This is a genomic window from Rhodococcus sp. 27YEA6 (assembly GCF_044908235.1).
Lineage (GTDB): Bacteria > Actinomycetota > Actinomycetes > Mycobacteriales > Mycobacteriaceae > Rhodococcus_F > Rhodococcus_F qingshengii.
On sequence record NZ_JBIYCY010000001.1, the window covers coordinates 645796 to 670554 of the forward strand.

General features: G+C 62.1%; 28 protein-coding genes. 11 read left to right on the forward strand and 17 right to left on the reverse strand.

From position 1 onward, the window contains the following. Nucleotides 1–17: 17 nt before the first annotated feature. The 8 genes from ABH939_RS03190 to ABH939_RS03225 all read right to left on the reverse strand — a co-directional run bounded on the left by ABH939_RS03190 (nt 18) and on the right by ABH939_RS03225 (nt 9832). Nucleotides 18–821 carry a sugar phosphate isomerase/epimerase gene (locus ABH939_RS03190; protein ID WP_073512648.1) on the reverse strand — a complete coding sequence of 268 codons (804 nt, stop codon included), beginning with the start codon at nt 819–821 and terminating at the stop codon, nt 18–20. Next, on the reverse strand, nt 818–2545 hold the full coding sequence (locus ABH939_RS03195) for an FAD-dependent oxidoreductase (protein ID WP_404649314.1): 1728 nt from the start codon (nt 2543–2545) through the stop codon (nt 818–820). The genes ABH939_RS03190 and ABH939_RS03195 overlap by 4 nt, the downstream gene beginning before the upstream one ends. Then, nucleotides 2542–3636 (reverse strand): Gfo/Idh/MocA family protein, encoded by a 1095-nt coding sequence (locus tag ABH939_RS03200; RefSeq protein ID WP_161120126.1) that lies wholly within the window; start codon nt 3634–3636, stop codon nt 2542–2544. The genes ABH939_RS03195 and ABH939_RS03200 overlap by 4 nt, the downstream gene beginning before the upstream one ends. Then, nucleotides 3636–4460, reverse strand: a complete 825-nt coding sequence (locus ABH939_RS03205; RefSeq protein ID WP_404649315.1) for an aldo/keto reductase — start codon at nt 4458–4460, stop codon at nt 3636–3638. The genes ABH939_RS03200 and ABH939_RS03205 overlap by 1 nt, the downstream gene beginning before the upstream one ends. Next, on the reverse strand, nt 4457–6409 hold the full coding sequence (locus tag ABH939_RS03210) for an FAD-dependent oxidoreductase (RefSeq protein WP_404649316.1): 1953 nt from the start codon (nt 6407–6409) through the stop codon (nt 4457–4459). Before ABH939_RS03210 ends, ABH939_RS03205 begins: the two co-directional genes overlap by 4 nt. A gap of 44 nt (nt 6410–6453) precedes the next feature. Further along, entirely contained in the window at nt 6454–7335 is an 882-nt protein-coding gene (locus ABH939_RS03215) for a shikimate dehydrogenase (RefSeq protein ID WP_404649317.1), read from the reverse strand. 63 nt (nt 7336–7398) lie between these two features. Further along, nucleotides 7399–8775, reverse strand: coding sequence for an MFS transporter (locus ABH939_RS03220; RefSeq protein WP_404649318.1), 1377 nt, complete (start codon nt 8773–8775; stop codon nt 7399–7401). A 139-nt stretch (nt 8776–8914) separates the two neighbouring features. Then, the gene (locus tag ABH939_RS03225) at nt 8915–9832 is read right to left on the reverse strand and encodes a LysR substrate-binding domain-containing protein (RefSeq protein ID WP_404649473.1); all 918 of its coding nucleotides are present in this window, start codon (nt 9830–9832) and stop codon (nt 8915–8917) included. Between the two features lie 134 nt (nt 9833–9966). On the opposite strand from ABH939_RS03225, the gene ABH939_RS03230 reads away from it, so the two are divergent. Further along, nucleotides 9967–10659, forward strand: a complete 693-nt coding sequence (locus ABH939_RS03230) for an SDR family NAD(P)-dependent oxidoreductase (protein WP_047889919.1) — start codon at nt 9967–9969, stop codon at nt 10657–10659. A 22-nt stretch (nt 10660–10681) separates the two neighbouring features. Here the strand turns inward: ABH939_RS03230 and ABH939_RS03235 are convergent, their stop codons facing one another. Beyond that, nucleotides 10682–11455 carry a hypothetical protein gene (locus tag ABH939_RS03235; RefSeq protein ID WP_404649319.1) on the reverse strand — a complete coding sequence of 258 codons (774 nt, stop codon included), beginning with the start codon at nt 11453–11455 and terminating at the stop codon, nt 10682–10684. Nucleotides 11456–11560: 105 nt separating this feature from the next. On the opposite strand from ABH939_RS03235, the gene ABH939_RS03240 reads away from it, so the two are divergent. Together ABH939_RS03240 and ABH939_RS03245 are read left to right on the forward strand one after the other, a co-directional pair. Then, entirely contained in the window at nt 11561–12388 is an 828-nt protein-coding gene (locus ABH939_RS03240; RefSeq protein WP_054825536.1) for a crotonase/enoyl-CoA hydratase family protein, read from the forward strand. Beyond that, nucleotides 12385–13923: an AMP-binding protein gene (locus ABH939_RS03245; protein WP_404649320.1), complete on the forward strand. Its 1539-nt coding sequence runs from the start codon at nt 12385–12387 to the stop codon at nt 13921–13923. Before ABH939_RS03240 ends, ABH939_RS03245 begins: the two co-directional genes overlap by 4 nt. Here the strand turns inward: ABH939_RS03245 and ABH939_RS03250 are convergent. Then, nucleotides 13916–14548, reverse strand: a complete 633-nt coding sequence (locus tag ABH939_RS03250) for an alpha-ketoglutarate-dependent dioxygenase AlkB (protein WP_029256052.1) — start codon at nt 14546–14548, stop codon at nt 13916–13918. The genes ABH939_RS03245 and ABH939_RS03250 overlap by 8 nt on opposite strands. A 147-nt stretch (nt 14549–14695) precedes the next feature. Here ABH939_RS03250 and ABH939_RS03255 point away from each other — a divergent pair, with 147 nt between their 5' ends. Beyond that, nucleotides 14696–15112, forward strand: a complete 417-nt coding sequence (locus ABH939_RS03255; protein WP_007733561.1) for a hypothetical protein — start codon at nt 14696–14698, stop codon at nt 15110–15112. A gap of 94 nt (nt 15113–15206) precedes the next feature. Here ABH939_RS03255 and ABH939_RS03260 read toward each other — a convergent pair whose 3' ends face one another. After that, a complete protein-coding gene (locus ABH939_RS03260; protein WP_020970523.1) occupies nt 15207–15434 on the reverse strand; it encodes a hypothetical protein in 228 nt (75 codons plus the stop codon). 248 nt (nt 15435–15682) lie between these two features. Between ABH939_RS03260 and ABH939_RS03265 the strand changes: the two genes are divergently transcribed. Continuing rightward, nucleotides 15683–16474, forward strand: coding sequence for a MerR family transcriptional regulator (locus tag ABH939_RS03265; protein WP_404649321.1), 792 nt, complete (start codon nt 15683–15685; stop codon nt 16472–16474). After that, a complete protein-coding gene (locus ABH939_RS03270; protein WP_404649322.1) occupies nt 16471–17022 on the forward strand; it encodes a hypothetical protein in 552 nt (183 codons plus the stop codon). The genes ABH939_RS03265 and ABH939_RS03270 overlap by 4 nt, the downstream gene beginning before the upstream one ends. Nucleotides 17023–17075: 53 nt before the next feature. Here the strand turns inward: ABH939_RS03270 and ABH939_RS03275 are convergent, their stop codons facing one another. Beyond that, nucleotides 17076–17450: a hypothetical protein gene (locus ABH939_RS03275; RefSeq protein ID WP_050654739.1), complete on the reverse strand. Its 375-nt coding sequence runs from the start codon at nt 17448–17450 to the stop codon at nt 17076–17078. A 136-nt stretch (nt 17451–17586) separates the two neighbouring features. Between ABH939_RS03275 and ABH939_RS03280 the strand changes: the two genes are divergently transcribed. Next, entirely contained in the window at nt 17587–17955 is a 369-nt protein-coding gene (locus ABH939_RS03280; protein ID WP_404649323.1) for a hypothetical protein, read from the forward strand. Nucleotides 17956–17977: 22 nt separating this feature from the next. Here ABH939_RS03280 and ABH939_RS03285 read toward each other — a convergent pair whose 3' ends face one another. The 3 genes from ABH939_RS03285 to ABH939_RS03295 all read right to left on the reverse strand — a co-directional run bounded on the left by ABH939_RS03285 (nt 17978) and on the right by ABH939_RS03295 (nt 20323). Further along, complete coding sequence (locus tag ABH939_RS03285; protein WP_404649324.1) at nt 17978–19123, reverse strand: HoxN/HupN/NixA family nickel/cobalt transporter; 1146 nt, start codon at nt 19121–19123, stop codon at nt 17978–17980. Nucleotides 19124–19263: 140 nt separating this feature from the next. Beyond that, nucleotides 19264–19593, reverse strand: coding sequence for a branched-chain amino acid transporter permease (locus ABH939_RS03290; protein ID WP_404649325.1), 330 nt, complete (start codon nt 19591–19593; stop codon nt 19264–19266). Beyond that, a complete protein-coding gene (locus ABH939_RS03295) occupies nt 19586–20323 on the reverse strand; it encodes an AzlC family ABC transporter permease (RefSeq protein ID WP_003940360.1) in 738 nt (245 codons plus the stop codon). Before ABH939_RS03295 ends, ABH939_RS03290 begins: the two co-directional genes overlap by 8 nt. Nucleotides 20324–20402: 79 nt before the next feature. On the opposite strand from ABH939_RS03295, the gene ABH939_RS03300 reads away from it, so the two are divergent. After that, entirely contained in the window at nt 20403–20843 is a 441-nt protein-coding gene (locus tag ABH939_RS03300; RefSeq protein ID WP_020970517.1) for an Lrp/AsnC family transcriptional regulator, read from the forward strand. A 57-nt stretch (nt 20844–20900) separates the two neighbouring features. Then, entirely contained in the window at nt 20901–21326 is a 426-nt protein-coding gene (locus tag ABH939_RS03305) for a VOC family protein (protein ID WP_003940409.1), read from the forward strand. Here ABH939_RS03305 and ABH939_RS03310 read toward each other — a convergent pair. Beyond that, nucleotides 21323–22333 carry an AraC family transcriptional regulator gene (locus tag ABH939_RS03310; protein ID WP_030535335.1) on the reverse strand — a complete coding sequence of 337 codons (1011 nt, stop codon included), beginning with the start codon at nt 22331–22333 and terminating at the stop codon, nt 21323–21325. The genes ABH939_RS03305 and ABH939_RS03310 overlap by 4 nt on opposite strands. After that, the gene (locus ABH939_RS03315; RefSeq protein ID WP_003939670.1) at nt 22330–23520 is read right to left on the reverse strand and encodes a pyridoxal phosphate-dependent aminotransferase; all 1191 of its coding nucleotides are present in this window, start codon (nt 23518–23520) and stop codon (nt 22330–22332) included. The genes ABH939_RS03310 and ABH939_RS03315 overlap by 4 nt, the downstream gene beginning before the upstream one ends. Before the next feature lie 135 nt (nt 23521–23655). Between ABH939_RS03315 and ABH939_RS03320 the strand changes: the two genes are divergently transcribed. After that, a complete protein-coding gene (locus ABH939_RS03320; RefSeq protein ID WP_007733549.1) occupies nt 23656–24234 on the forward strand; it encodes a carboxymuconolactone decarboxylase family protein in 579 nt (192 codons plus the stop codon). A gap of 125 nt (nt 24235–24359) precedes the next feature. Next, the gene (locus ABH939_RS03325; protein WP_003940157.1) at nt 24360–24755 is read left to right on the forward strand and encodes a molybdopterin-binding protein; all 396 of its coding nucleotides are present in this window, start codon (nt 24360–24362) and stop codon (nt 24753–24755) included. Nucleotides 24756–24759 lie beyond the last annotated feature (4 nt).

Below are 24759 nucleotides of genomic sequence, written 5' to 3' on the forward strand. Positions count from 1 at the left end.
AAAGGCGCACAGGGCCGCTAGGCCAACACTTCTCGCGTGGCCTCGACCAGGCGTTCCAGCCAGGCATCTGTGCCGACGGCCTGACGTAGCGGTTCGTTGGGCAGTTCGATGCTGACCGGCAGTCCGGCAGGCAAAGTCGACCAGATGTCGGCCAGGGCTATGCCGCCGGTGCCGGGCACCAGACGCTCCTCGCGGGCCTGACGGATCAGCTCTGCGTCCCCAGTGGGAGCGGGGGTCGAACCGTCGCACATCTGGGCATAGTGCAGCCACTCGCGCGGGATGGACGCAAGATCCTCCAGCGTTGTCGCCGAGCGGTCGGTGTGCAATGCGTCGACAAGGACACTACGAGCCGGACCGTCTGCCGCCGAGACGATCTCGATGGCCGCACGCGCATCAGGCACCGCAGTCCACGGCATGAATTCGAGCGAGGCGACGATGCCGTAGTTCGCGCACAGTTCAGCGAGGCGGGCATAGGAGTCCGTGAGCCGAGCGCGGTCGCGGTCGTCGCCGCCCACCAGAACGGCTTTGGCTCCGAGCTGTGCGCCCGCTTCGAGCAACGGAACGTAGTCGGTGGGGTCGAAGTCGGCTGCAAGACGGATGATTTCGAGGTCGAATACCTCGACCGGTGAATCGCCCAGTCGACGCACCAGTTCGTCCAACGACTGCTTGTCCTCGTGCAGAGGGTAGGCCGTCGTACCTGGTGCCGCGGGCATCAGACGGATACCGATGGTGTCGAAGCCGTGCTTTTCAGCTAAGTCGACGTGCTGCATCGGTGCGGTGTCGAGCACTGTGAGGGCTGCCAGTCCGAGTGAGAGTGTCATGCGTGCGCTCCAACTGTCTCGGCTCCGGCCAGTTCCCGGCCGGCCAGGTAACCGAATGTCATGGCCGGTCCGAGGTTGATGCCCCCGGACGGGTAGTGCCCGCCCATCACGCTCGCCTGATCGACGCCGACGGCGAGCAACCCCTCGATGGGGCGGTCGTTGTCGTCGAGCACATGCGACGACGAGTCCGTCACCAGTCCGGCAAAGGTGCCGAAACTCCCTGGCACGACTTTCACCGCGTAGTACGGACCCTTCTGCAAGGGCGCGAGCGACGGGTTCGGCCAGGGATTGGATGCATCTCCGGAACCTCGGTTGAACGGTGTTGTACCGCGACCGAACTCGGGGTCTTCACCGGCCACGGCCCCGATATTGAAAGCTGCGACGGTTTTCTCCAACTGCACGGGGTCGACGCCGATCTTCTCGGCCAAGTCCCGAAGAGTGCGCCCACGCGTGAGGTACCCCGAGCGCAGGTACGGCTGGATCGGGATCGGCAAGGGCTTCGCCATGCCCAGCGGGAGGTATCGCACATACTGTTGATCGGCAATCAACCACGAGCACACCTCTTCGCCCTCGGGAACCTGCTCGACCATCGCGAGTGTGTAGTCGTGATAGCCGAGTGCTTCGTTGACAAACCGCTTGCCGTTCGCGAGAACTCCGATGACACCGGGCTTTCCGCGATCGAGGATGTGCGGGAACACACCTTCCTTGCCGTTGCGGTAGCGAACGATGGAGACGGGGCAGTACGCGACGGGGGAGGCGAGGGTGCGGTCGAGTCGGCCGCCCACGGATTCGCCGAGGGTGATGCCGTCGCCGGTGGTTGTCTTCGGGGTGAGCGACCAGTGCTCGTTGCCGGTGGGGGTGCGCGGGAACAGTTCGCGTCGTCGGTCGATGTCCTGGGCGAAGCCGCCGGTGGCGAGTACGACACCACGTCGGGCAGTTACCGAGTACGCGCCGTCCGGACTTTCGAGGCGGACGCCGACAACGCGGCCGTCGTCATCGGTCTGCAACGCGGTCGCGGACGTCTTCACCCGAAACTCGACGCCCAGATCGAGTGCCGAGCGCAGCATCATGCCGACAAGCGCGGTGCCGTTGACGAGTTGCTGGCTACGACGCTTGGTGGCGAGATCGAACATGTGCTTTGTCACCCGAACACCACAGTGCACAAATGCTTTCGGCGATCGAGTCGAGTGCAGGAATGCCTGCAGGTCGGGCCCGGCCATGATGCCCATGCCGAGGAATGACGTCTCGTACAACTGTCGACGTAGCAGCGCCGCGACGTCGGGTCCGAGCTTTCGCAAGCTCACCGGTTTCGGTCCGACGGAACGATGACCCGTGCCGGCTCCCGGTGTGTCACCGTGAATATCGGCGATCTTGGCTCCGGGAACAAACTTCAGCGCTGTCTTGCGTTCGAAGAACTCGACCATCTCCGGTGCACCGTCGAGAAGAGCATCAACCTTGGCGGCGTCGAAGTTGTCGCCGAGTCGGTTTTCCAGATACGTCCGCGGTGCCGAGCGATCCTCGACAACCCCGTCGGCGATGGCAAACATGTTGCGTGGGGTCCACATCCACCCGCCCGACCAGGCCGTTGCGCCGCCGCAGGTGTCGGCCTTCTCGACAACGAGTACCGACGCGCCGCCATGTGCTGCGGCAATTGCTGTGGAAAGCCCGCCTGCGCCGGAGCCCACGACAACCACGTCGTAGGTGAGGGGGGTACTGCTACTCATTTCTGCTCCTTGGCAGTTGTTGCGAGGGTCGGTGTCGATGTCAGCTCGACAACCTTGCCCGTTCGTGACGATTCGTAGATTGCGGCGATGATGGCAAGTGATGCGCGGGCGTCCCGGCCGGTGACGGCGGGTTCACGCCCGGTCAGGACGGCGTCGGCGAAGTCTTGCACCTGCAGGGTGTGGAAGTCGGTCAGTGCCGCATTGACCGCGCCCACATCAAGATTCGCATCGATGTCCGCGGAGTACGGCGACCGGAACTCCACTTCGCCCGGCACCGTCCAGATTTCGTTGACACCCTCGTGCCCTTCGGGGAACTCGAGGACACTGGCGATGGCACCGGTGCGCCCGATCACCGTGACGCGGTTGCCCAGGTTGTGATTGGCACCCGTTGTCGCAGTGACGGTGGCGGTGCCACCCGAGGCAAAGGAAATCACAGCTGACGCGCTGTCTTCCGTCTCGATGTGCTCACCGTGGGTGTGGGTGCGGATGAAGCCGCTGACCGAGACGGCCTCGCCCATGAACCAGACCAGCATGTCGATCTGGTGCACGGCCTGAGTCATGAGCACGCCACCGCCGTCGGTGTCCCAGCGTCCACGCCAGGCGTCGGCCGAGTAGTAACTCGATGGGCGATGCAGGATCACCGACGCCTCACCGAGCATGGGTAGTCCGATCCGCCCGTCGTCGATGGCGTCGCGGATCCGACGTGCTGCCGGCCAGAATCGGCGTTGGAAGAGCACCCCGAACGTGATACCGGCGCGGTCGGCGGCCTCGATCATGCGGTCGGCGGCAGCAACATCGACTGCGATGGGCTTCTCGCACAAAACATGTACACCCGCTTCGGCAGCGGCCACGACTACCTCTTCATGTACCGGGTGCGGCGTGCAAACGGTGCAGGCGTCGAGTCCGAGGGCGAGAAGTTGCTCCACTGAACTCACGGCTGCGGGAATGCCGTGCGCTGCCGCGAACTCCTGGGCGCGTCCGAGATCGGGATCGCAGCAGCCGATCACCTCGACACCGGGGACTTGTTGCAGCGCGCGGGCATGGTTGCCGGCGATCTTGCCGCAGCCGACGATTCCGACTTTCAATGTCATCAGAAATGTTCCTCTGCTTCGACGTCCCGCGCCGCAGATTCGCCGCGGTCGAGACTGTTCAGTGCTTCGATGTCCTCGCTGGTGAGGGTGACGTCGAGTGCTGCCAGGTTCTCGGCCTGACGCGTCGGGTTCGCTGATCGCGCGACCGGAACCACACCCTGCGCGACGTGCCAAGCGAGGACCACTTGAGCTGGTGTGCAACCGATTCGACCGGCGATCTCGCTCACAACGGCGTTGTCGAGCACGTCACCCCGGCCGAGCGGACTCCACGACTGAGTGAAGATGCCAAGTTCGTCGTTTGCGCGGCGAACCGGGATCCGAGCGAGCGACGGGTCCATCTGAATCTGGTTGACTGCCGGTGCCTCGCCGGTTTCGGCGACGACGCGGCGCAGGTGGAGCTCCAGGAAGTTCGACACACCCACGTACCGAACCAGTCCGGCGTCGCGGCAGGCCAGCATCGACTCGAACGACGCGACATAGCGATCGATTCGCGGGAGTGGCCAGTGGATCAGGAACAGATCCAGCTGGTCGAGTCCCAGTAGTTCCAGACTCTGCTCGAGGGCGCCCCGAATGTCGCCGGAAACCTGGTCGTTGCCACGAAGTTTGGTGGTGACGAACAGTTCTTCTCGCGGCACACCTGATTCCGCCAGCGCCACACCGACGGCGCCCTCGTTGCCGTAGATCGCGGCGGTGTCGATGAGGCGGTACCCGGCCTCGATTCCGGAGAGTACCGACTTCGTGGCGTCGGCACCGACCAGTGGCCAGGTTCCGAGTCCAATGGGCGGCAATGCAGTTGCCACCGGTGTGGCTGCCTGTGTGGTCATGCGTGAACCTCCTGACTTGCCGCAGCGGCGGCGGTGATCGCGACGGCAACGTCGGCTGCGGTCACGAGTGCGGCATGGATGGACCCGCCGTCACCGCGCGCGTCGCCGACGGTATGTACTCCGAGTCGTGGTGCCAGTGAACGGAGTTCGGCAAGAAGTTCCGAACGCGGCTCGACGCCTTGCGAGATCAGCAGTTCGCCCGGAGCATCGACCTCGCTCAGCACACCGGCCGTCGAAATCGTGACGCGGTCAGCGGCGACTGTGGTGACGATCGAGCTGAGGTAGGTCGTGAGGTTCTCACTTGCGGCCAGGCGCGGCAGCAGCACGATCTTTCCGCGGCGTCCGACGTCGTGCGCGATGGTTTCCTGCGGGCCGATCATCACGACCTGGGTGCCCTTCTGAAGGAGATCGTCGGCGACGGCCGCAGCCTCACGGTCGGCGCCGAAGATGGTGACAGCGGCAGGAGCTGGATTGCCGGAGACGAGGAATTCGCGGACGTCGCGAACGGTACGGGTAGCTGCTCCGGGGAGATCGACCACGGGGCCGACGCCGCCGGCGGCAAGAACTATGGCGTCGAAATCGACACCGGAGAGCAAAGCAGCATCTGCCCGGGTCGAGGTGTGGCAGTGGACCCCGAGTTCAGCCAGTTCCGCGGCGTACCAGTCCACGATCCGTCCATATTCGGGATACTCGTGAAGCTTCGATGCCAGAGCGAAGTCGCCACCGAGGCTGGGTCGCTCGTCGTACAGGTCGACGCGGTGACCGGCAAGTGCGAGGTCGCGGGCAGCGGCCATTCCCGACGGCCCGGCACCGATGACGGCGACCCGCACGGTGGCATCAGCCGGCTTTGTAGGCTGATCCAATTCGCGGCCGACCCACGGGTTGACGGAGCAGGGAATGGGGCCGGCGGCCAGGCTGTCGATGCAGTAGTTGCAGGCAATGCAAGGGCGGTACCGGCCACCGTCGATGGCGCGATTCGGGAAGTCCGGATCTGCGTGCAGCGTACGAGCCATGCTGACGAAGTTCGCCTGCCCGGATTCGATGATCCGCGCAGCGATCTCCGGCGACGTGATGCGTCCGGCCACTCCCACCGGGATGTCGAAGTCGCGCTGGTACTGCTCGGAGTACGGCGCGAGGAGACCGCGCGACCATTCACCGGGCTGGATGATCCACTGTCCCGCTTCGTAGTTGCCGGCCGAGACGTCGAGGAAATCGAGTCGGTCGGTGTCGATGGCGCCGATGCGAGCGCGAGTCATCTCGGCGTCGAGTCCGCCGTCGATGCCTTCGAAGGCTGAGAATCGGAGTCCCAGAGTGATTCCCGGTGCGTGCTCGTGGACGGAGGCGATGACCTTGTTGACGAACAAGGTGGGGTCGGCCCACTCGTCGTCGCGGTGATTGTAAGCAGGGGAGAGGAACTGGTGGATCAGATACCCGTGGCCACCGTGCAGGGAGATGACGTCGACGCCGGCCTGCTGGCAGCGTGCCGCGGCTTCACCGAAACATTCGATGATGTGCTCGATGTCGTCGCCGTCGAGTTGTTCTGGCATCTCGCCGCCGACAACCAAACACGGAATCGGTGTCGGGGCAACGGGAACAAACCCGCTGACAGAACCTTGCGCCGTACGTCCACCGTGGTTGAGTTCGACTCCGACGAGGGCGCCGTGAGCGTGGATCGCGTCGGCCATCTTCTTGATGCCGGGAATCCGTTCGTCGACGTCGACGCCCATCTGCCGGATGCGACCCTTGCCGTCGGCGCGCACGTAGCTTGCTTCGGTGAAGATCAGTGCAGCACCACCTTCGGCGCGGCGAGCGAGGTACGCGATGTACTCGTCCGTCATAGTGCCGTCGACTTCGCAGTAGTTGCGTTCCATCGGGGCGGACACGAACCGGTTCCGGAGGCGGACGCTGCCCATGTCGAGAGGTTCGGCGAACGGCGCAGTCACATTCATCAGTGCTCCTGGTACTTCGCGAGAAAGTAGGTGTTCGGTTGTGCTCATGCGCATGCCGTCTCGGAGAGCAGCTCGCTCAGATGGCTGCGCATGCGATCCGTATCGGCTTCGACACCGGTCAGGAGTGTGAAGGTGTCAGAGGCTTGAGCCACCAGCATCTGCCCACCGTCGAGAACTGCGCATCCGAGAGTAGCTGCAGCGTCGAGCAATTCGGTGCGCATCGGTCGATAAACGATGTCAGCGACCCACAATCCGGAATGCAACGCCGCAGGGTCGAAGGGAGTTCCGGGGTGACCCACCATGCCGATCGGAGATGCGTTGACGACGCCGTCGCACGTCGTCAGGTTGACGGCGATCTCATCGATCGCCAAAGCCGTTGTGCGCGTGACAGGAAAGGCCGAGGCGACGCGAGAACACACATCGGCAGCGCGATCGGGATCAATATCTGCGATGCGAAGATCCGTCGTACCGGCGGCGGCGAGTGCGTACGCCACGGCGGAACCCGCCCCGCCAGCGCCTGCGAGTACCACTCGGTCCAAGGCGGCGTCGGGCAAACCGCGCTGCAGTGCTGTGAGGAATCCGCTGTGGTCAGTGTTGTGGCCGATCAAACGGCCGTTGTCGACCACAACCGTGTTGACGGCACCGAGCAACCGCGCGTTGTCGGACAGCTCGTCGAGCGCGTCCACGACAACCTGCTTGCACGGGTGGGTGATGTTCAGTCCGGTGAAATCGCCCGCGACGGCGCCACGCACCACCTCACCGGTTTTCTCGACCGAGATGTTCAGGTTCTCGAGATCGATCAGTTCGTAGCTGTAATCGTCGAGTCCGAGTGCTGCTGCTTCGTGTGCGTGCAACGCGGGCGAGAGTGAGGTGGCGATACCCGACCCGACAAGGCCGATACGGTGGCGTGTGTATTCGGTATTCATGACATTCTCCTGCATAAGTGGGGACGGCCCCTCGCGGCAATTCAGCGCGAGGGGCCGGTCCGGTCAAGCGTTGTTGCTGGTGAGCTCTGAGTCCTGCTTGATCGGCAGGCTCGGCTTCGGTTGGCCCAGTTCTTCTGTGGGCGTGCGGTACGTTTCCGGTCCGGTCATTGCCGCGATGGCGGAGATGACGGCGAAGCCCAGGCACATCCATGCAACCGGCGTCCAGTTGCTCTTGTCTCCGGCCGAAATCGCCTGGGCGATAGCCGGTGTGAAGCCGGCAACAAGGAGTCCGAGCATGAGGCTGACGGCCATTCCGGTGTATCGGACCTTCGCGGGGAACTGCTCCGGGAAGTATGCCGGGTACGTGCCGTTGGGCATCGCGTAGAAGATTCCGATCATGACGATTCCCGAAGCGAAGACCATGGGGACGCTTTGGGTTCCGATCGAATGGAAGAACACGAAGATCATCAGGCCGGCTCCGATGGCGCCGACGACGAAGATGGGCTTACGTCCGTAGCGATCCGAGAGAATGCCGAACAGAGGCTGAGTCAGTACGGCAACAAAATTGGCGGTCGCGATGGCCCACAGCATCGTGGAGCGTTCGAAGCCGGATTCGACGGCGTACGCCAGGGCGAAGACGTTGACGATGGTGTTGATCATCGCGAAGGTCGAGCTCATGCTGATACGGATTACGGTGCGCCAGTGCGAGCGGAACATCTCGACGACGGGAATTCCGGCCGTCTCGTCCTGTTCCTTGAGTTCTTCGAATACCTCGGGCTCATCCAGGGCGCGACGTAGCCACAGTGCAACGACGGTCACGATGATGCTGAGCCAGAAGGGAACTCGCCAACCCCACGAATAGAGGTCTTCGTCGGGCAGGCTCGCCACTGGGATGAATACCAGGCTGGAGACGACGATGCCGAACATGATCCCACTCATGGTGAACGAGGTGAAGAACGAACGACGGTGATCCGGCGCGTGTTCGAGCGTCAGTGCCGAAGAGCCGGGTGATTCACCGCCGGCAGAGAGCCCTTGAAGAAGGCGAAGCAAGACGAGAATGATCGGCGCGGCGATGCCGATCTGGTCGTAGGTCGGCAGGCAACCGACGATGACCGTCGCAACACCCATGAGGAGCAGGCAGGCGAGAAGCGCGTTCTTGCGTCCGTACCGATCGCCGAGGTGTCCCCACAGCACTGCGCCGAGTGGGCGGGCGACGTAGGCCACGCCCAGGGTGCTGATCGAGAGCAGCGTTGCCGTCGAGCCGCCGCCAGGAAAGAAGATCTTGGGGAACACGAGCGCGGCTGCGGAGCCGTAGATGAAGAAGTCGTAGTACTCGAGGGTGCTGCCGAGGAAGCCCGAAACAGCGGCGCGGCGCGCATTCGAATTCGGGTGCTCCGCAGTGGAGTGCGTGGAACCGGTGGAGTTGATCGGTGGTGCCATGTGAAGTCCTTTCGTCCCGATGGGCCGGCCGTGGCGGCACGTTTGGTGATGCACCACGCATCGGTGACGTCCCTCACCTTTCGGCGGCTGAGACGACAGTGCCACGAAGGACTATGGCGCGTCCAACACTAAATGAGTCTCAGATAATGACGCTTTTGGTCTCAATCTCCGGCGTCGGCAGAATCTCCTCGGACGTCTCCAGTGCGACGGCGAGTGCATCGGTCATATGCCGGGGTGACCAGGCAATTCCGTGATTCATGAACGTCGGCTCGCCGGTGAGTGGGACGAACACACTGCCAGGTGGGGTGATAGCAGCCATGCCGGACGTCATCAGCGCTACACCGACGCCGGCGGCAACGAGCATCAGGATCATGTACGGATCGGTGATTTCCTGAACCACGCGAGGCCTGAAGTCTGCGTTCATGCAGGCGCGCATCGCGGTTTCCTGGAGGGCCGAGCCGGCCGAGAGCGGGGTGGTCACGAATCCGTCGTCGGCCAATTCGCGGAGGTCGATCGCGTCTCTCTCTGCGAGGGGATGATCGATCGGAAGCACAGCGCCGAATGCCTCCCGTCGGATGAGTCGGGTAGACAGTGATGCGGATTCCACGGGTAGTCCGACGAAGGCGAGATCGAGGGCGCCGCTCTCGAGTTGGATGACCGCGTCGCGCGTCATGATCCGGCCGAGGAGTGTCAGTTCGACTTCCGGATAGCGCTGACGCAACGCGCGTGTCAGTGGCGGAAGTGCTTGATAGTTGAGCACTCCGGTGAATCCGATCGTGACTCGTCCGTAGACGCCTCCCGACGACGCGCGCGTAGCGTGTCGTGCCGTCTCCATGTTCTCGATGACGCGATAGGCGTGGGGGAGAAAGGCATGTCCGCCGGACGTGAGTGCGACGCTGCGGGTGCTTCGTTCGAACAACTTGACGCCGATGTCCTTTTCGAGCTTTCGGATCATCTGGCTGAGCGGCGACTGGGCCATCTGGAGCCGTGATGCGGCCCGCCCGAAGTGAAGTTCTTCCGCAACCGCGACAAACGCGTGCAACCAGCGGGTTTCCATCGCCAAGGCCTCCAGGTATTTGACGTCGACAGCAAACGCCATATATTCAGAATTTCTACACAGTGTGACGGCAATTATGCCTGTTTGCAACATAAATTGAGTGCGTAGCGCACAGAAACTCGGGAGTGAAGATGATGCAGGGCTATCCAGAGGGTGTCACCGCGCTCGTTACCGGCGGTGCGAGCGGAATCGGCGCCGCCAGTGCAAAGATGTTGACGGAGAGGGGAGTTCGGGTGGTAACGGCAGATCTTGCCGAGGGTGCGGACGAACAACTCGACGTGAGTGATCCGACAGCAGTCGATGCGCTTCGAACCAGACTCGGCAGAGTCGACATCTTGATCAACAGTGCGGGAATCGTAGGACCATCAGCGCCACTCGTCGACGTCGACCTCGCGGCTTGGCGGCGTACGTTCCGCATCAACGTCGAAGGAACATTCCTGATGTGCCGGGCGTTCGTGCCGGGGATGGTTGCGTCGGGGTGGGGGAGGGTCGTCAATCTCGCAAGTATTGCGGCCAAGGACGGAAACCCGAATCAGAGTGCATATTCCGCGTCCAAAGCGGCAGTCGTCGCGCTGACGAAATCACTCGGCAAAGAGGTCGCCACCACCGGTGTGCTGGTCAACGCGATAGCTCCGGCGGCCGTGGAAAGTCCTATGAATGCCGGCACCGATCCGGCCATCCTCGCCCGTTCGCAGTCTTTGACGCCGATGGCGCGAATGGGGAGGGCCGACGAGATTGCCGAACTGATCTCCTGGCTGTCGTCGTCGGCGGTAAGTTACTCGACGGGTGCTGTGTACGACGCCAGCGGTGGCCGTGCAACGTACTGAATTACCTTCTGGGAGAAATCGATCAGAACTGGAGCAGTGACTGCCACAGTTCGCGTGATGCGTCCTGGTACTCGAGCATGTGTGAGATCAGTTCACGCAGTGGCTGCGTCGGTTCGAGTTCTTCCGGAAGGAGCGGATTGCGCACGATGACCGCGATCACCGCGCTGCCCAAAGCAAGTGATTCGCGGGCCGCCTCCTCGCGACTGATTGTCGCCAGGCGTGTTTGCGCCTGTGTGAGTGCTTCACGGGCCTCGGCGATGTCGGCCAACAATGCTTCCGAGTTCCAGAGTGTGCGGATTGTCGAATCATCCTCGGGGGCAAGGTGAGCGATTTCCATGACAGCCGATTCGGGGGCGGCGCCGAGTCGGCGGAGAGTGCGGCGGGCGCTGTCCGTGCCGCCGAGCAGATTGTTCGGGCGGACGGCGAGTGTGGGCTTCCACTCCTCGTAGCCCGCCAGGCGCAGCGCCTGATCGTGTCTTCGGGCGGCGGTGCGGTCGCTACGTTTGAGCGCTGAGTGCTCGACGGCTATCCACGTGCCGTCCCAGGGGCGTATGCGATCGGTACGAGTTCGCCACCCCTCGACCTCGCTGTAGGTGGGGATGCCGTCCGGGTTGAGGACGTACGTTCCACGAGCGGTACGACGCAGTTTGTTCTCGCGGCACAGGCGGCCCGCTGCCACGCGAATGCTCGATGCGCTGACGCCGACGATCTCGCCGGCCCGGGTCAGCACAGCGGTGCTGAACTCGGTGTCCGGGCTCGCTGTTGCGAGGTCCAGCACAACTCGGGTTGCGGACATTCCTCGATCAGTTTGTAACAACTTTTGAACAACTCCTGACAAATTCTGTTACAAGTGGCATGGTGGGTACCGGGAAACCTTATCCGCGAGCAGTGAGGAAATATCGTGACCGACTCCGATCGACCAGGTGGCGATGTCTATGTGGAGCGTGACGGTGGCGTCACTGTCATCGTGATGAATCGCCCTGATCGCAAGAATGCGGTGGACGGGCCGATGGCGGCGCAGTTGCGTGATGCCTTCCTGGAATTCGAGTCGGACGAGAGTCAGAAGGTGGCAATTCTGTGGGGTGCGGGCGGCACATTTTGTGCCGGTGCGGATTTGACCGCAGTCTCCGACCCCGCCCGCGTGCACGAGTTGCATCCGGAAGGCGGCGGCACCGGCCCGATGGGGCCGAGTCGGTTGGTGTTGTCCAAACCGTTGATCGCCGCCGTCAGCGGATACGCAGTGGCCGGAGGGCTCGAGCTTTCATTGCTCGCGGACCTGAGGATCTGCGAGGAGGATTCCGTTTTCGGAGTCTTCTGCCGGCGCTGGGGAGTTCCTCTCATCGACGGCGGGACCGTGCGCCTGCCGCGAATCGTCGGGCAGGGGCGAGCGCTCGACATGATCTTGACCGGGCGTCCTGTCGATGCTCCGGAGGCGCTGGCCTTCGGACTGGCCAATCGTGTTGTTCCAGTGGGGCAATCACTCCAGGTAGCCAAGGAGCTTGCGCACCAGTTGTCCGCTTTCCCACAACTCTGCATGCTCGCGGATCGCGCATCGGCCTACCGATCTTTTGATCTACCACTTGCCGAAGCACTGCGCGCCGAGGGTGTCGCAGGAAATCCCATTGTCATCGCCGAAGGTGTGCGCGGCGCTGCTGCGTTCGCCGCGGGCGCCGGCCGGCACGGCCGATTCGAGAACAACCCGAATTCGAACGAGGAAACTGAACCATGATGCCCATAACCCGAGATCTGATCGCCCGTGGTGCGCGACAGCACGGATCGCGAACAGCCGTCGTTTTCGGCGATCGATCGATGACGTTCACGGAAGTGGACGAACTCAGCAGCCGATTGGCGCACACATTCATCGCCCTCGGTATCGGGCGTGGTGCACGGGTTGCATTGCTGGTCAACAACTCTCTTGCCAGCGTCCCCGTCGATTTTGCGTGTGTCAAAGCCGGCATCAACAGGGTTCCGCTCAACTCGCGACTCTCGCTCGACGAGCACGCGAGAATGCTCGAGGACACCGACACCTCGCACGTCGTCTTCGGACGTGACCTCGCGGACCGCGCCGCTGAACTGTCCGCCAGGTTCCCCGAACGTACGTTCATCGGGCTGGAAACAGGTTCGGCGCGGCAGCGTTCGCTGCTCGACCAAGCACAGAGTATGCCTTCGGACATTCCGGACGTCGAGGTAGCTCCCGACGATGTGATCCTGACGCTGTTCACCTCCGGGACCACGGGAACATTGAAGGCCGCGCAGCACACTCAGCGCAGCTACGCCGGCATCTGCCGCAATGTTCTGCTCAATCTGCTTCCGGCGACTCAGGACGACACGATGCTGCACGCGGCATCACTGATTCACGCCAGCGGTGTCTTCGTGCTTCCGTTCTGGCTCCGTGGCGGTAAGACCGTCATCCTCCCCGGATTCGACCCGTCGACCTTCTTGGACTCGATAACCGAGCATCGGGCTACGGCAATCAATCTGGTGCCGACGATGATTCAGATGCTCCTCGAACGCCCTGATTTTGCGAGCGCAGACATCTCGAGTCTGAAATCCGTGATCTACGGTGCGTCGCCGATGCCGCTGGCCACCATCGAACGTGCAATGCAGGCGTGGGGGCAACACCGTTTTCTCCAGTACTACGGGCAGACCGAGGCACCGCTGTGTATTGCAGTCCTACGGCCCGAAGATCACACGGAAGATCGCCTGCTGTCCTGTGGTCAGCCGGCCATCGACGTCGAGATCAGGCTGCTCGACGGCGAGGGAAACGAAGTGCCCCAGGGAGAACCGGGTGAAATCGTGATCCGCTCGCCATCGGCGATCGCCGGATACTTCAATGCACCGGAACTGAATGCGGACACCTTCACCGAAGACGGCTGGGTTCACACCCGTGACATCGGTCAGTTCGACGCCGAAGGATTCTTGTTCTTGAAGGACCGAGCTTCGGACATGATCATCAGCGGCGGATACAACGTCTACCCCCGTGAAGTCGAGGATGCACTCCTGACGCATCCGTCTGTCCGTGAGGTCGCCGTGGTGGGAACCGCCGACGCCAAGTGGGTGGAGGCGGTCACGGCTGTGGTGGTACTCGAGGACGGGACCGTCGAAAACGACGCACTGCAAGCATCATTGGTCGCGCACGTCGGCGATCGACTGGCGTCGTACAAGAAGCCGCGTCGGGTTGTTTTCGCAGAATCCATACCGAAGACGGCCGTCGGCAAGCTCAATCGGAAGGCGCTGCGAGACGAACTCCGCGACGCTATCTAACTCCGCGAGTGCGGAATTGAACACTGATTCTCGGCCCGAGGGCCCGCGCACTCTTCGGGACACAGTGTTCCCACGTGCGTTGGCAGGATCCGCCCATGACGAGTAGATCTCCGTGTCCGAGATTGAAGCGGATGGATTCGCCGCCCCCACGAGGGCGCAGTAGGAGCGGGCGAGCCGCACCGAGAGACAGGATGGCCACCATCGTGTCCTCGGTGCGACTTCGTCCCGTATCGTCCCCGTGCCAGGCAACGCTGTCGGAACCGTCGCGATAGAAACAGAGACCCGACGTGGCGAATGGTTCACCGAGTTCGTCGAAGTAGTGACTGCTCAGCGCGTCTTTGGCTTCGGTGAGAAGTGCGTCCGGCAGTGGTTGATTCTCTGCGTAGAAACACACCAGACGAGGGACGTCGACAACGCGGTCGTACATCTGACGCCGTTCGGAACGCCACGGCACCGTAGCCTCCAGATTGTCGAACACGGCCTCCGATCCGGTCAGCCAGGCCGGGCGATGGTCGACCCATGCGCCGGCGGTGAGAATACGTCGCTGCACCGTGCCGTCGAGATCGGCCAAAGAAACGCCGAGGTCACCGTTGTCGAACAGAGACGGTTGCATCGTGGCGGTCATAGGCTCAACCGTACACCGAAATCGAACATATGTTCCCATGAATTTTGATTGCAGTGCTGGACGGCTGTTCATCCTTGCTGGGTGATGTCCGTCGGCGTGAACCTTTGAATACTGTTCTCACGCTATTTCGCCGAAGAAGGGGATGTCATGACTGCTCCGCACCAATCTCATGCGAACCACCCTGTCCGACAAGGCTTTGCCATCGGGACCACGGTGGCGGCAGCATGCCTGCTCTTCGTCGCGGGAATCGTCGCGTTGCTGCAGGGCATCGCGGCTCTCGCGGACAACGATCTGCTGATCGTCGGAGTCAATTACACCTTCGAATTCGATGTCACGACATGGGGTTGGATCCACATCGTGCTCGGAATCATCGGCATCGCGGTGTCGCTGGGATTGTTCGTCGGCATGGCGTGGGCCCGCGGGATGGCATTCGTCATCGCGGCACTTTCGATCGTGGCGAATTTCCTGTGGATGCCGTACTACCCGCTGTGGTCGATCGTGATCATCGCCCTCGACGTCGCTGTGATCTGGGCCGTCGCGACCTGGCGACCTGACGAGGTGTGATCCTCTGACCGAAGTGAGTGGTTCACCTGCGGTAGGTGAACCACTCACTTCGCTGTGTCCGGGCCTCCACGGTTGGCCTCATCCCTACGCGGCGTCAGCGCCGTTTCGGTGACTCGCGATCCTGGTTCTCGCGCGGACGCATGTCCTTCGTCGATCGGTGTGGGAAGCCATGGATCATCGAGCAAGAGATCCAGCAGATCACTACCGTTGCGATTCCGAGTCCGATCGACGCGAATGGTTCCTGCGTAGCCAGCCAGACGCTCAGTCCGATTGCCGTCCCGACGATCAGAATCAGGATGGTGTCGAGTCGTGTCGTTTGCATCGAAATCATCGCCTGGCACAGATAGTTTCTGGCGGCCCGCTGGTTTTGGCGGCCCGCCGCCCGGCGAGTGACAGCCGGGGGCAGACCTTGCGCGGCTGACCCCTCGCTCTGGAAATCGCCGCCGCAAGTGATCAATACCCGCGAAATTCGTCTGCGAAACTCTTGGCAGGAAGAACAGGACCTTATGCCTCAAGGCCCGACATGCCGGGCCTTGACTATGACGTAGCGTCATAGTTAATGCTGTTCGTATGCGAATCAGCGACGTGGCCAGTGCGGCAGGCACCACTCCGCGGACCGTTCGGCACTATCACCGACTGGGGTTGCTGGCCGAGCCGAGACGACTGTCCAACGGTTACAGAACTTACGAACTTCCCGATCTGGTCAGGCTGATGCGCATTCGTTGGCTCACCGCCGCTGGCATTCCACTCGGATCCATTGCCGCGATGATCGAACCGACGCCGATCGATGCACGAGAACCGGACGACTTCGCCGAAGATCTTTCCTCCCTGATCGCGGAGATAGACCGGAAGCAGCGCGTCCTCGCAGACCAGCGAGTGCGCCTCCAGGAAATGCTCACGGCGCGAGGTGCTGGGAGGGTGGTCTCGCCGCTTCCGGTGGAGTTGCTGTCTGCGTTCGACGAGTTGATCGCGTCGTCCCCGACGGATTCGGTTCGGCGTCTGTTCGAGCGTGAACGCGACATGTGGGAATTGGTGGCGATCTCGGGAGCAGCGCCACACGAACTGTTCTCCACGGCTGCGCGATTGCTGTCCGACGAGGGCGACCGGAAGAGAATTGTGGATCTGTACCGTCGTTTCGCCGCTCTGGCTGGGCGCGAGGTAGCCGAGGTTGCAGACGAGATCGCGTACTTGTCGGACGAACTGGAGGAATCACTGGGCGGGGTGCTCGGCGCTGTGTACTCAGACGGAGACTCCGCAGGCGTGGGATTCTCGGTTGGGATCGCGGACCTGGTGCCCGATCCAGCGCAACGTGAAGTGGTCGCGCGCGTCGCAACACGTCTCATGTCAGGCGGTACGGCGTGATCCGATCACTGTGGTTGCTCTCGACGGGTCGGAGAGACGGAGGTTCCAGTGATACAGCGACTTTCGGCTACGCGCGGGGGACCGTGTCGATACCGGTGGCATTTGTCGCGGCGAGTGTGATCGAGGCCGTGGCGATTCACTTCCTGGTGCCGTGGCAGTGGCTTCGCGTCGTGCTGCTCGTTGCAACGGTGTTGTCGCTGATTGCGATTGGTGGTTGGCTTGCCGGACGCGTCGTGCACCCACATCTCGTGTCAGCTCGAACGGTAGTGTTTCGTTCCGGCACGGGCGTTCGTGTCGAGGTGGACCGATCACGGATTTCGCGGGTGAGCATGGTCCGAAGATTCGGTGAGACCGCAAACGCGATTGTCGACGACTGCCTGGTTCTACCGGGGCCCGACGGCACTGTCGTGGACGTCGGCTTCGACCGACCCGTCTCGGTCACGCTCCCGAAACGGCTGTCGAAGGGATCTAGCTCCACTCTGATCGATGGGTTGCGGTTGCATGTCGATCAACCCGGTGAATTCTGTGCAGCGTTGTCGCGGGACTGAACTCGCAAAGATCGTCTGGAGTCGGTCAGAGCGGAGACCTCGATGGAAGACCTTCAGGGAATCGGCTCGACAACCAGCCACTGCACCGTGCCACCGACATTCCATAGTGCATCGGGGTTGTCGAGCGAGGCCGCGTACGTTGCCGCAGCTTGGTCGCCGGCGATCTCACCGCTCTCACCCGACGGCGGGTTGGGCTCGAGGAATTCGGAGGGGTGCGGCCCTGGCCATGCAGGCACGTCGAACGGGGAAATGCTGGTGTCGATGAGGCCAGGTCGATGCACGGTCACCCGGTCGGGAACTTGCTTGGTTTCCGCCGCCACGGCGATGCCTGGTCCTTCGGCAGCTTCGCCGTCGCCGCTACCGCAGCCTGCCACTGCAAGAACAAGTCCCGTGATTGCCACACCCACTACCGCATGACGTATCCGCACCGTTTTCTCCTAGCCGGGGCTCACCCCGTTCGAACTCCACTATTGCATCTCGCCAACTCCGCGGGATGCGTCTTTCGATAAATGTGGGAAACGCACTGAATGTGCTCGACAGGAGAATTGGATTGTACTGTGAGCCATGCCGACCCTGCTTCGACGTGCATTCAAGATCGGCGCGGTAGCGCTGGCAACGATTGTGGTGGCGGCCTACCTGTATCTGGCCTTCACTTATCGCAGCGCTGATGTCTTTGCGCCGCCAGGGCGCATCGAGTCTCTCGGCCGGACCTACCTGATCAGCAATTTCCCGCCGCGCACTCGTGAAGATCTCGAACAGCGATTCGCGCAGGGCCATCGTGAGCGGTACACCTTGGAACAAGTGAGTTCCGTATTTCCGTGGCGCGCTGTCTACCAGTGGCAGAACGACCAGATCCGCGGCCAGGCGACGTCGAGCGCGTACCTGAAATGGGGCGAGACGTACATCAGCTATTCGCTTTCGGGTGGCCCATGATTCTGCGTAGACCGAGTCGAACTCACATCGCTTCGTCTGCTGTCGCTCGTCGTGCTACTGCTGCACCGGACTGAGCCTGCCACCGTTCTTCGATGCGGCCGTACAGCCACACGAGTAGAGCAATCAGCCAGGTGGCGACAAAGAGTCCGACGATGATGAAGCCCATCGCGCCGAGATCCAAGTTCCCGATGGCGCCGAGAAACCCGTCGTGAATGTCGAGTTTGTCGGTGAAAATCGAGATGATTTCCTGGGTCCCGATCAGCAGTGCCACTGCCACCGAGAGTCCGGTGATCACCATGTTGTAGTAGATCTTTCGGACCGGCTGAGCAAATGCCCAACCGTAGGCGAAGTTCATGAACGATCCGTCGATCGAGTCGAAAAGCGACATCCCGGCGCAGAAGAGGATCGGCAGAACGAGGATCGAATACCACGGGAGCCCTGTCGCCGCCGCGCCGCCGGCGATCACCAACAGCCCGACTTCGGTGACGGTGTCGAATCCCAATCCGAACAGTAGGCCGACCGGGTACATGTGCCAGGGCTTGCGAACCATCTTCATCACCGGGCCCAGAATCTTGTTCAGGGCGCCGCGGCTGTCGAGTTCCTTCTCGAGTTGTTCCTCGTCGAAGGTTCCGGCCTTGTACTTCGTGTACACCCGATGAATCCCGATGAGAGAGAAAAGATTCAGGAGGCCGATCAAGATCAGGAACGTTCCGGAAATGGTTGTGCCGAACAAGCCGGTCCACTTTTCCAGATCGGAGTTGTCGTCGGAAAGGCTGGTGGCCAGTTGCCGCACACCCAAAGCCAAGAGGGCGACGAGTACGAAGACGATGGTCGAGTGTCCGAGCGAAAACCAGAACCCGACGGACATCGGTTTCTTGCCGTCCGCTACCAACTTCCGAGTGGTGTTGTCGATAGCGGCGATGTGATCGGCGTCGAAAGCATGGCGCATGCCGAGCGTGTACGCCGTGACACCGAGTCCGACGCCGAAGACACTGCCTTCGATCGTGTAGTGGCCGGGGACAACCAGGCCGAGAAGAACTGCCCACCCGACGACGTTGAGCGCTACGACGGTGACGGTCATCCCGATGATGCTTCGACGCTGGCCTCGATCCAGACTGTGCCAAGCACCGGCGATTCGAGTGCCCGTCGTGGTCATTGTCGTGGACATCGAACCTCACCGATCTTTCAGTCGCGGCCGGCGGCCACGCTACTGAAATCGTATAAGTGTTCAACTGTTCAGATAAGCGCCTGGAGGTTACAAATTGCCCATTCGGGAGTAAAGATATTTTGCTCGTCGATGGGAAATGCTCAGGCGAACACGGTATTGACCAGCGCGACGTAGATCGTCGTTCCGACGACGATGCTCAGGACGGCATTCTTTCGCCAGAGGTGCGCGGCGATCGTGGCGCACACAGCAATCAGTTCGGGTAGGCCATGAGAAGGGGCGGTGATCGACACCCCTTTGAGTGAATACATGACGAGAATCAACATGACGCCTGCCGACATGTAGATGCCGAGGTAGCCGACCAGGGCGGAGGAGCGCAGCGGCATGAGCGCGGCGAAGGGGATTGCGCGCAGCGCGAAGGTGACCACGGCCATGACTGCGACCGCCGCAAAGATGTACGAGGTGTCAGGCATCGATCTTCGCCTTTCGTGAGTCGTAGACAAAGCGCCCGATCAGGAAGAGCACGAAGGCGCCCATCGCAATTGGCAGCATGTGGTCCGGCGCTGCGAGCCGGGCGACCAGAGCGCAGGTGACCGCGGCGACCGGCACCGCGAATCCGTTTTGTGCGCGAATCGCTTCGATCGAGAGGACGACGAACAACGCCGTCAGGGCGAAGTCGAGGCCGACGATCGAGTCCGGAATCCACTGTCCTGCCGTCGCGCCCAGGATCGCGCCACCGATCCAGTAGCCGTGCAGGTACAGCTGGGAGTAGACGATGACGCGTCCGGTGAGTGCCTTGGGATCGGCAGTTACCGACATCGCATAGGCCTCGTCGGTCAGCGCGAACATGCTGTAGAAGCGGGCGAAGGGGTTGCGGATCTTTTCCAGCGGAAAACTCAAGGCGTAGAACACATGTCGAAAGTTGACCAGCAGTGCGGTCAGAGCGACGTACGGCAGCGGTGTCATGGCCGCGACCATTCCGACCGCGAGAAACTCCAGCGATCCTGCGTAGATCAGCGAGGTGAAAGCGACTGCCCACCAAGGGCTGAGCCCTTGTTGGACCACAAGAACGCCAAGTGCGATCCCGAGTGGGAGCAGGCCGAATCCAACCGGTAGCGACAGCTGGAAGGCGTGCCGCCACGCCGGGGTTCGCGGTGGGAGTTCGACGGCCGGTGCGGCCGTCGACGATGCTGGTTCGATCACGACGCAAATCTATAACAAAGATCGAGGTGATCGATTGCTCAGAATGCCCACATATTGAACAGTGCGCAATAGTAGTGCGATGGATGCCATGGATGACGCAATTTTGTTTCACCTACGCCAGGACTCGAGTTTGACCAACACCGAGTTGGCGGATCTGGTGGGTCTGACACCCTCACCTTGCCTGCGGCGGGTGAAGAAGCTCGAAGCCGACGGAATCATTACCGGGTACCGGGCGATCGTCAGTCAGGAAGCGCTCGGTCGAGGATTTCAGGTGATCGTCACCGCCGAGATCGGAGTCAACGACCAGGCCACCATCGAGGACTTCGAATCCCAGGTCGCCGCCTTCGACGAAGTGATCGAATGTCGGCGGTTGTTCGGAATTCCCGACTACTTCATTCGGGTCGCGGTGAAAGATCTCGCGACGTATGAGAACTTCATGGTCACCAAGCTCAGCGGGCTTCCGGCTGTCTCGCGGGTGACATCGTTGATCACCATGAAGACCATCAAGAGCGTCGACTGACTCCCGGGCTCGGCTGAACCTTCACTAGGTGTCGGTGGTCGGCGTTAACGTCGGAACATGGGATACGAATTTCAAGTCACAGTAGATTCGGCACATCCGCACGAACAGGCGAAGTGGTGGGCCGCAGCACTCGGGTGGGCAGCGGAGCCCAGCGACGAAGACTTCATCAGGGGCCTCGTCGCCGCTGGTCACGCCAAGGAATCCGACACCACGACATTCGAGGGAGTCCTCGTCTGGCGCGAAGGTGCGGCCATCAGCGATCCGGAGCATCCCGAACGTCCCCGCGTTCTGTTCCAACTGGTTCCGGAATCGAAGACGGTGAAGAACCGGCTCCATTTCGACATACGAGTGGGCGACAAGCGCGAGGATGTCGCAGCGCACCTCGAGACGGTGGGGGCGACGATCCTGCACCGAGGAGCGCAGGGGCCGAGCGTGTGGATCACGATGACCGATCCCGAAGGAAACGAGTTCTGCGTCAGCTAGCGGTACGAACTCGGAGTGTCGCCGGTCCATCGTTTGAAGGCCCGACGGAAGGCGCTGGGCTCGGAGAACCCCAATCGCGCCGAGAGTACTTCGACGGATTCTCCGCGCCGCAAACCAGCGATGGCTACGTCGCGGAGCACTTCCTCGCGCAGTTGATTCAGTGATGTTCCGTCACGCCGCAGCAGTCGACGCAGATGGGGAACGCTGATCGAGAGCATCTCCGCGATCTCCTCGGCCGTGGAGGTTCGCCCCTTCACCCCGAGTTCCAGGACCCGTCGCACCTGCGCCGACGCAGTGCTGTCGTAATCGCGTTCGGACATGAGCTGAATCGGAGATTCTCGGAGGTACTCCTCCAACGTCTCCTCGGTTTGGATGATCGGTGCACGCATGGCCGAGTTGTCGAACTCCAGTGCCGCGCGCTGCGCGCCGAAGGTGACCGGCGCTCCGAAGATGTAGTCGTAGTCCTGCGCCAACCGTGCATCCGGTGCCGAGTACGGAAATTCGACCGCCCGAAGTCGGACGCGCTTTCCGATCAACCATGCGGAAAATCGGTGCAGCAAGATCAGGACGAAATCGGTTGTGACACGTTCTGCGACATCAGGTTCGGCGACGCCTTCGCGAGCTCGGACAGCGAAACTCACCCGAGTGCTTTCCTCGCCCTTTTCGATCGACAGTGGGGCCAGAGCCGGTAGCGCACGGATCACGTCGGACATTCGAGCGAAGGCCGATCCGAGATCAGGGCAATGGATCAACGTCAGGCAGATCAATCGGAAAGTGCCACGGGGGACCGGGGCGGATCCGAGGCCGAACAATTCGTCGTCGGTGATCTGCCAGGTGGATTGGATGAACGTGGTGACCTGAGTCGGGGTCAGCCGGGCGCGCGGGTCGGACAGTGTCTCGAGGTCGATCCCGGCAGCGCGCAGTGCACCCGACAAATCGACGTCGTTGTCCGGCGAGAACGCGAGATAGCGGTGGACGAATGCGGTCGGGATGGTCCGCGCTGTCATGGGTGCGCTGCTCCTTGGAGCAGGTGGAGACGGCGTGCAGCTTCGGACAGAATGTGGTCCTGCTTGCAGAAGGCGAAGCGCACCAGGTGCTTCCAATCGTCGCGGTTGTCCGCGAACACGTCGACCGGAACGGCCGCGACGCCGATCCGCTCGGGCAGTGCGCGGCAGAAATCTCCCGCATCGGTTTCGCCCAACGGTCTGATGTCGGCAAGGAGGAAGTACGTGCCGCCACCGGAATGCACCGTGAAACCGGCCTCGGTCAGAGCTTTACCGAGCACGTCGCGTTTGCCTTGCAAGCTCTGTCGAAGTTCGACGACCCACGGCTGTTCGTTGGTGAGCGCGTAGGCAACGGCCGGTTGGAACGGTGCACCGGCAACAAATGACATGAACTGCTTGGCGGCACGGACTCCGTCGATGAGTTCGCGCGGGCCGATCGCCCAGCCGGTTTTCCAGCCGGTGACATTGAAAGTCTTTGCGGCACTGGACACCGTGACGGTGCGCTCACGCATGCCCGGGAGCGACGCCATCGGTGTGTGGGTGAGGCCGTCGAAGACCAAGTGCTCGTAGACCTCGTCGCTCAACACGATCAGGTCGCGTTCGCACGCGAGTTCGGCGATCGCTCGAAGTTCGTGATCGGTGAATACGGTGCCGGTGGGGTTGTGAGGACTGTTGACGATCAGCATCTTCGTCTTGGCGGTGATCGCGCCGCGCAATGCATCGAGATCGACCGCAAATCCGTCTCCCGCGGTTACCAACGGAACTGTGCGACGTACAGCGCCTGCCAACGCGACGGATGCAGCGTAGGAGTCGTAGTACGGCTCGATCAGCACTACTTCTTCGCCGGGTTCGACCAGTCCGAGAATCGCAGCACTGATCGCCTCGGTGGCGCCGACGGTGACCAGAACTTCGGAGTCGGGATCACTGTCGAGTCCGTAGCGGATGCGCCGATCCTCCGCGATGGCCTGACGCAAGACGGGCATGCCCGGACCGGGCGGGTATTGATTGACGCCCTCGGCGATGGCTCGGCGCGCTACCTCGAGCATGGCCGCAGGACCGTCGGTATCCGGAAAGCCCTGACCGAGGTTGACCGCGTCGTGAAGTGTGGCCAACGCTGTCATCTCGGCGAAGATCGTGGATGCGAACGGCTGCAGACGCGAGACGGTGCGGTTGCGGGGCGTCGAAGGCATCTTTGCAGCTTAGTCGGCTGACACCGCATCCTCACATCCGCTCGGACGCGGTGCTTGTCACGTTTGAATCGCCGCCATCGTCCAACTCTGTAGAGAGCATCGAATCCGGTGCCCCAGAACATACGGAGGCTTGCCATGACTCGCATTCCCGCAGTGACACCGTCAGAAGCCAGTCCGTTGATCAAAGTGGCATACAAATTCGCCGCCAGGCAGTACGACGAAGTCCCCGAGCCCTTTGCCGTCCTGGCCAACCATCGGAAATTGTTCGTAGCGGCTGCCCGCCACGAAATGGCTGTGCAGAAGGCGTCGAAGGTGCTGCCGTCGAACATTCGTGAACTGGCCGTCTATCGCGTCGCCTGGACTGTCGGCTGCTCGTGGTGTGTCGACTTCGGGACGATGCTCTCGCGCTTGGACGGTTTGGACATCGACAAGTTGAAAGAGATCGCGAACTACCGGGATTCATCGAAGTACAGCGAAGACGAGCGGGCCGCGATCGCCTACGCCGACGCCATGACCGGTGACCCCCATGGGGAGAACGGGGTGACGGACGAACAGGTCGCGGATCTCGAGCGCAGGTTCGGGCGAGCGGGCGTCGTGGAACTGACCTATCAGATCGGGCTCGAAAACATGCGCGCCCGGATGTATTCGGCGTTGGGGATTACCGAGCAGGGGTTCAGCACCGACTCCTGCCGTGTGCCCTGGGCAGAAGAATGATGCGCTGATTCGTCTACGGCAACTATCGACAATGCTCCGCAGATACGTGATCATGATTGACTAGTTCACGCATCTGCGGAGCATTCCGGCTTGTTAGGTCCGCACTTGCGACCTACGATCACCTGGTGCCCAACATTCGAATCCGCGAAGCTGCCGGCCTGCTCGGTGTCAGTGACGACACCGTCCGGCGGTGGGTCGACGGTGGGCTTCTCACCGCGACGACGGACGACTCCGGCCGCAAGGTCATCGACGGTGCCGAGCTGGCGGGCTTCGCCCGGTCCAACGCCGGACCCGCACCGGCCGATCCGCTCACGGGTGCGAGTTCGGCCCGCAACCGGTTCGCCGGCCTCGTCACCAAGGTCGTCACCGACAAGGTGATGGCTCAGGTCGAAATGCAGTGTGGGCCCTTCACTGTCGTCTCGTTGATGAGTACCGACGCGGTTCGGGAGCTCGGACTCGAGGTCGGGAGTATCGGAGTCGCAATCGTGAAGGCCACCACGGTCATCGTGGAAACGCCGTAGTTTT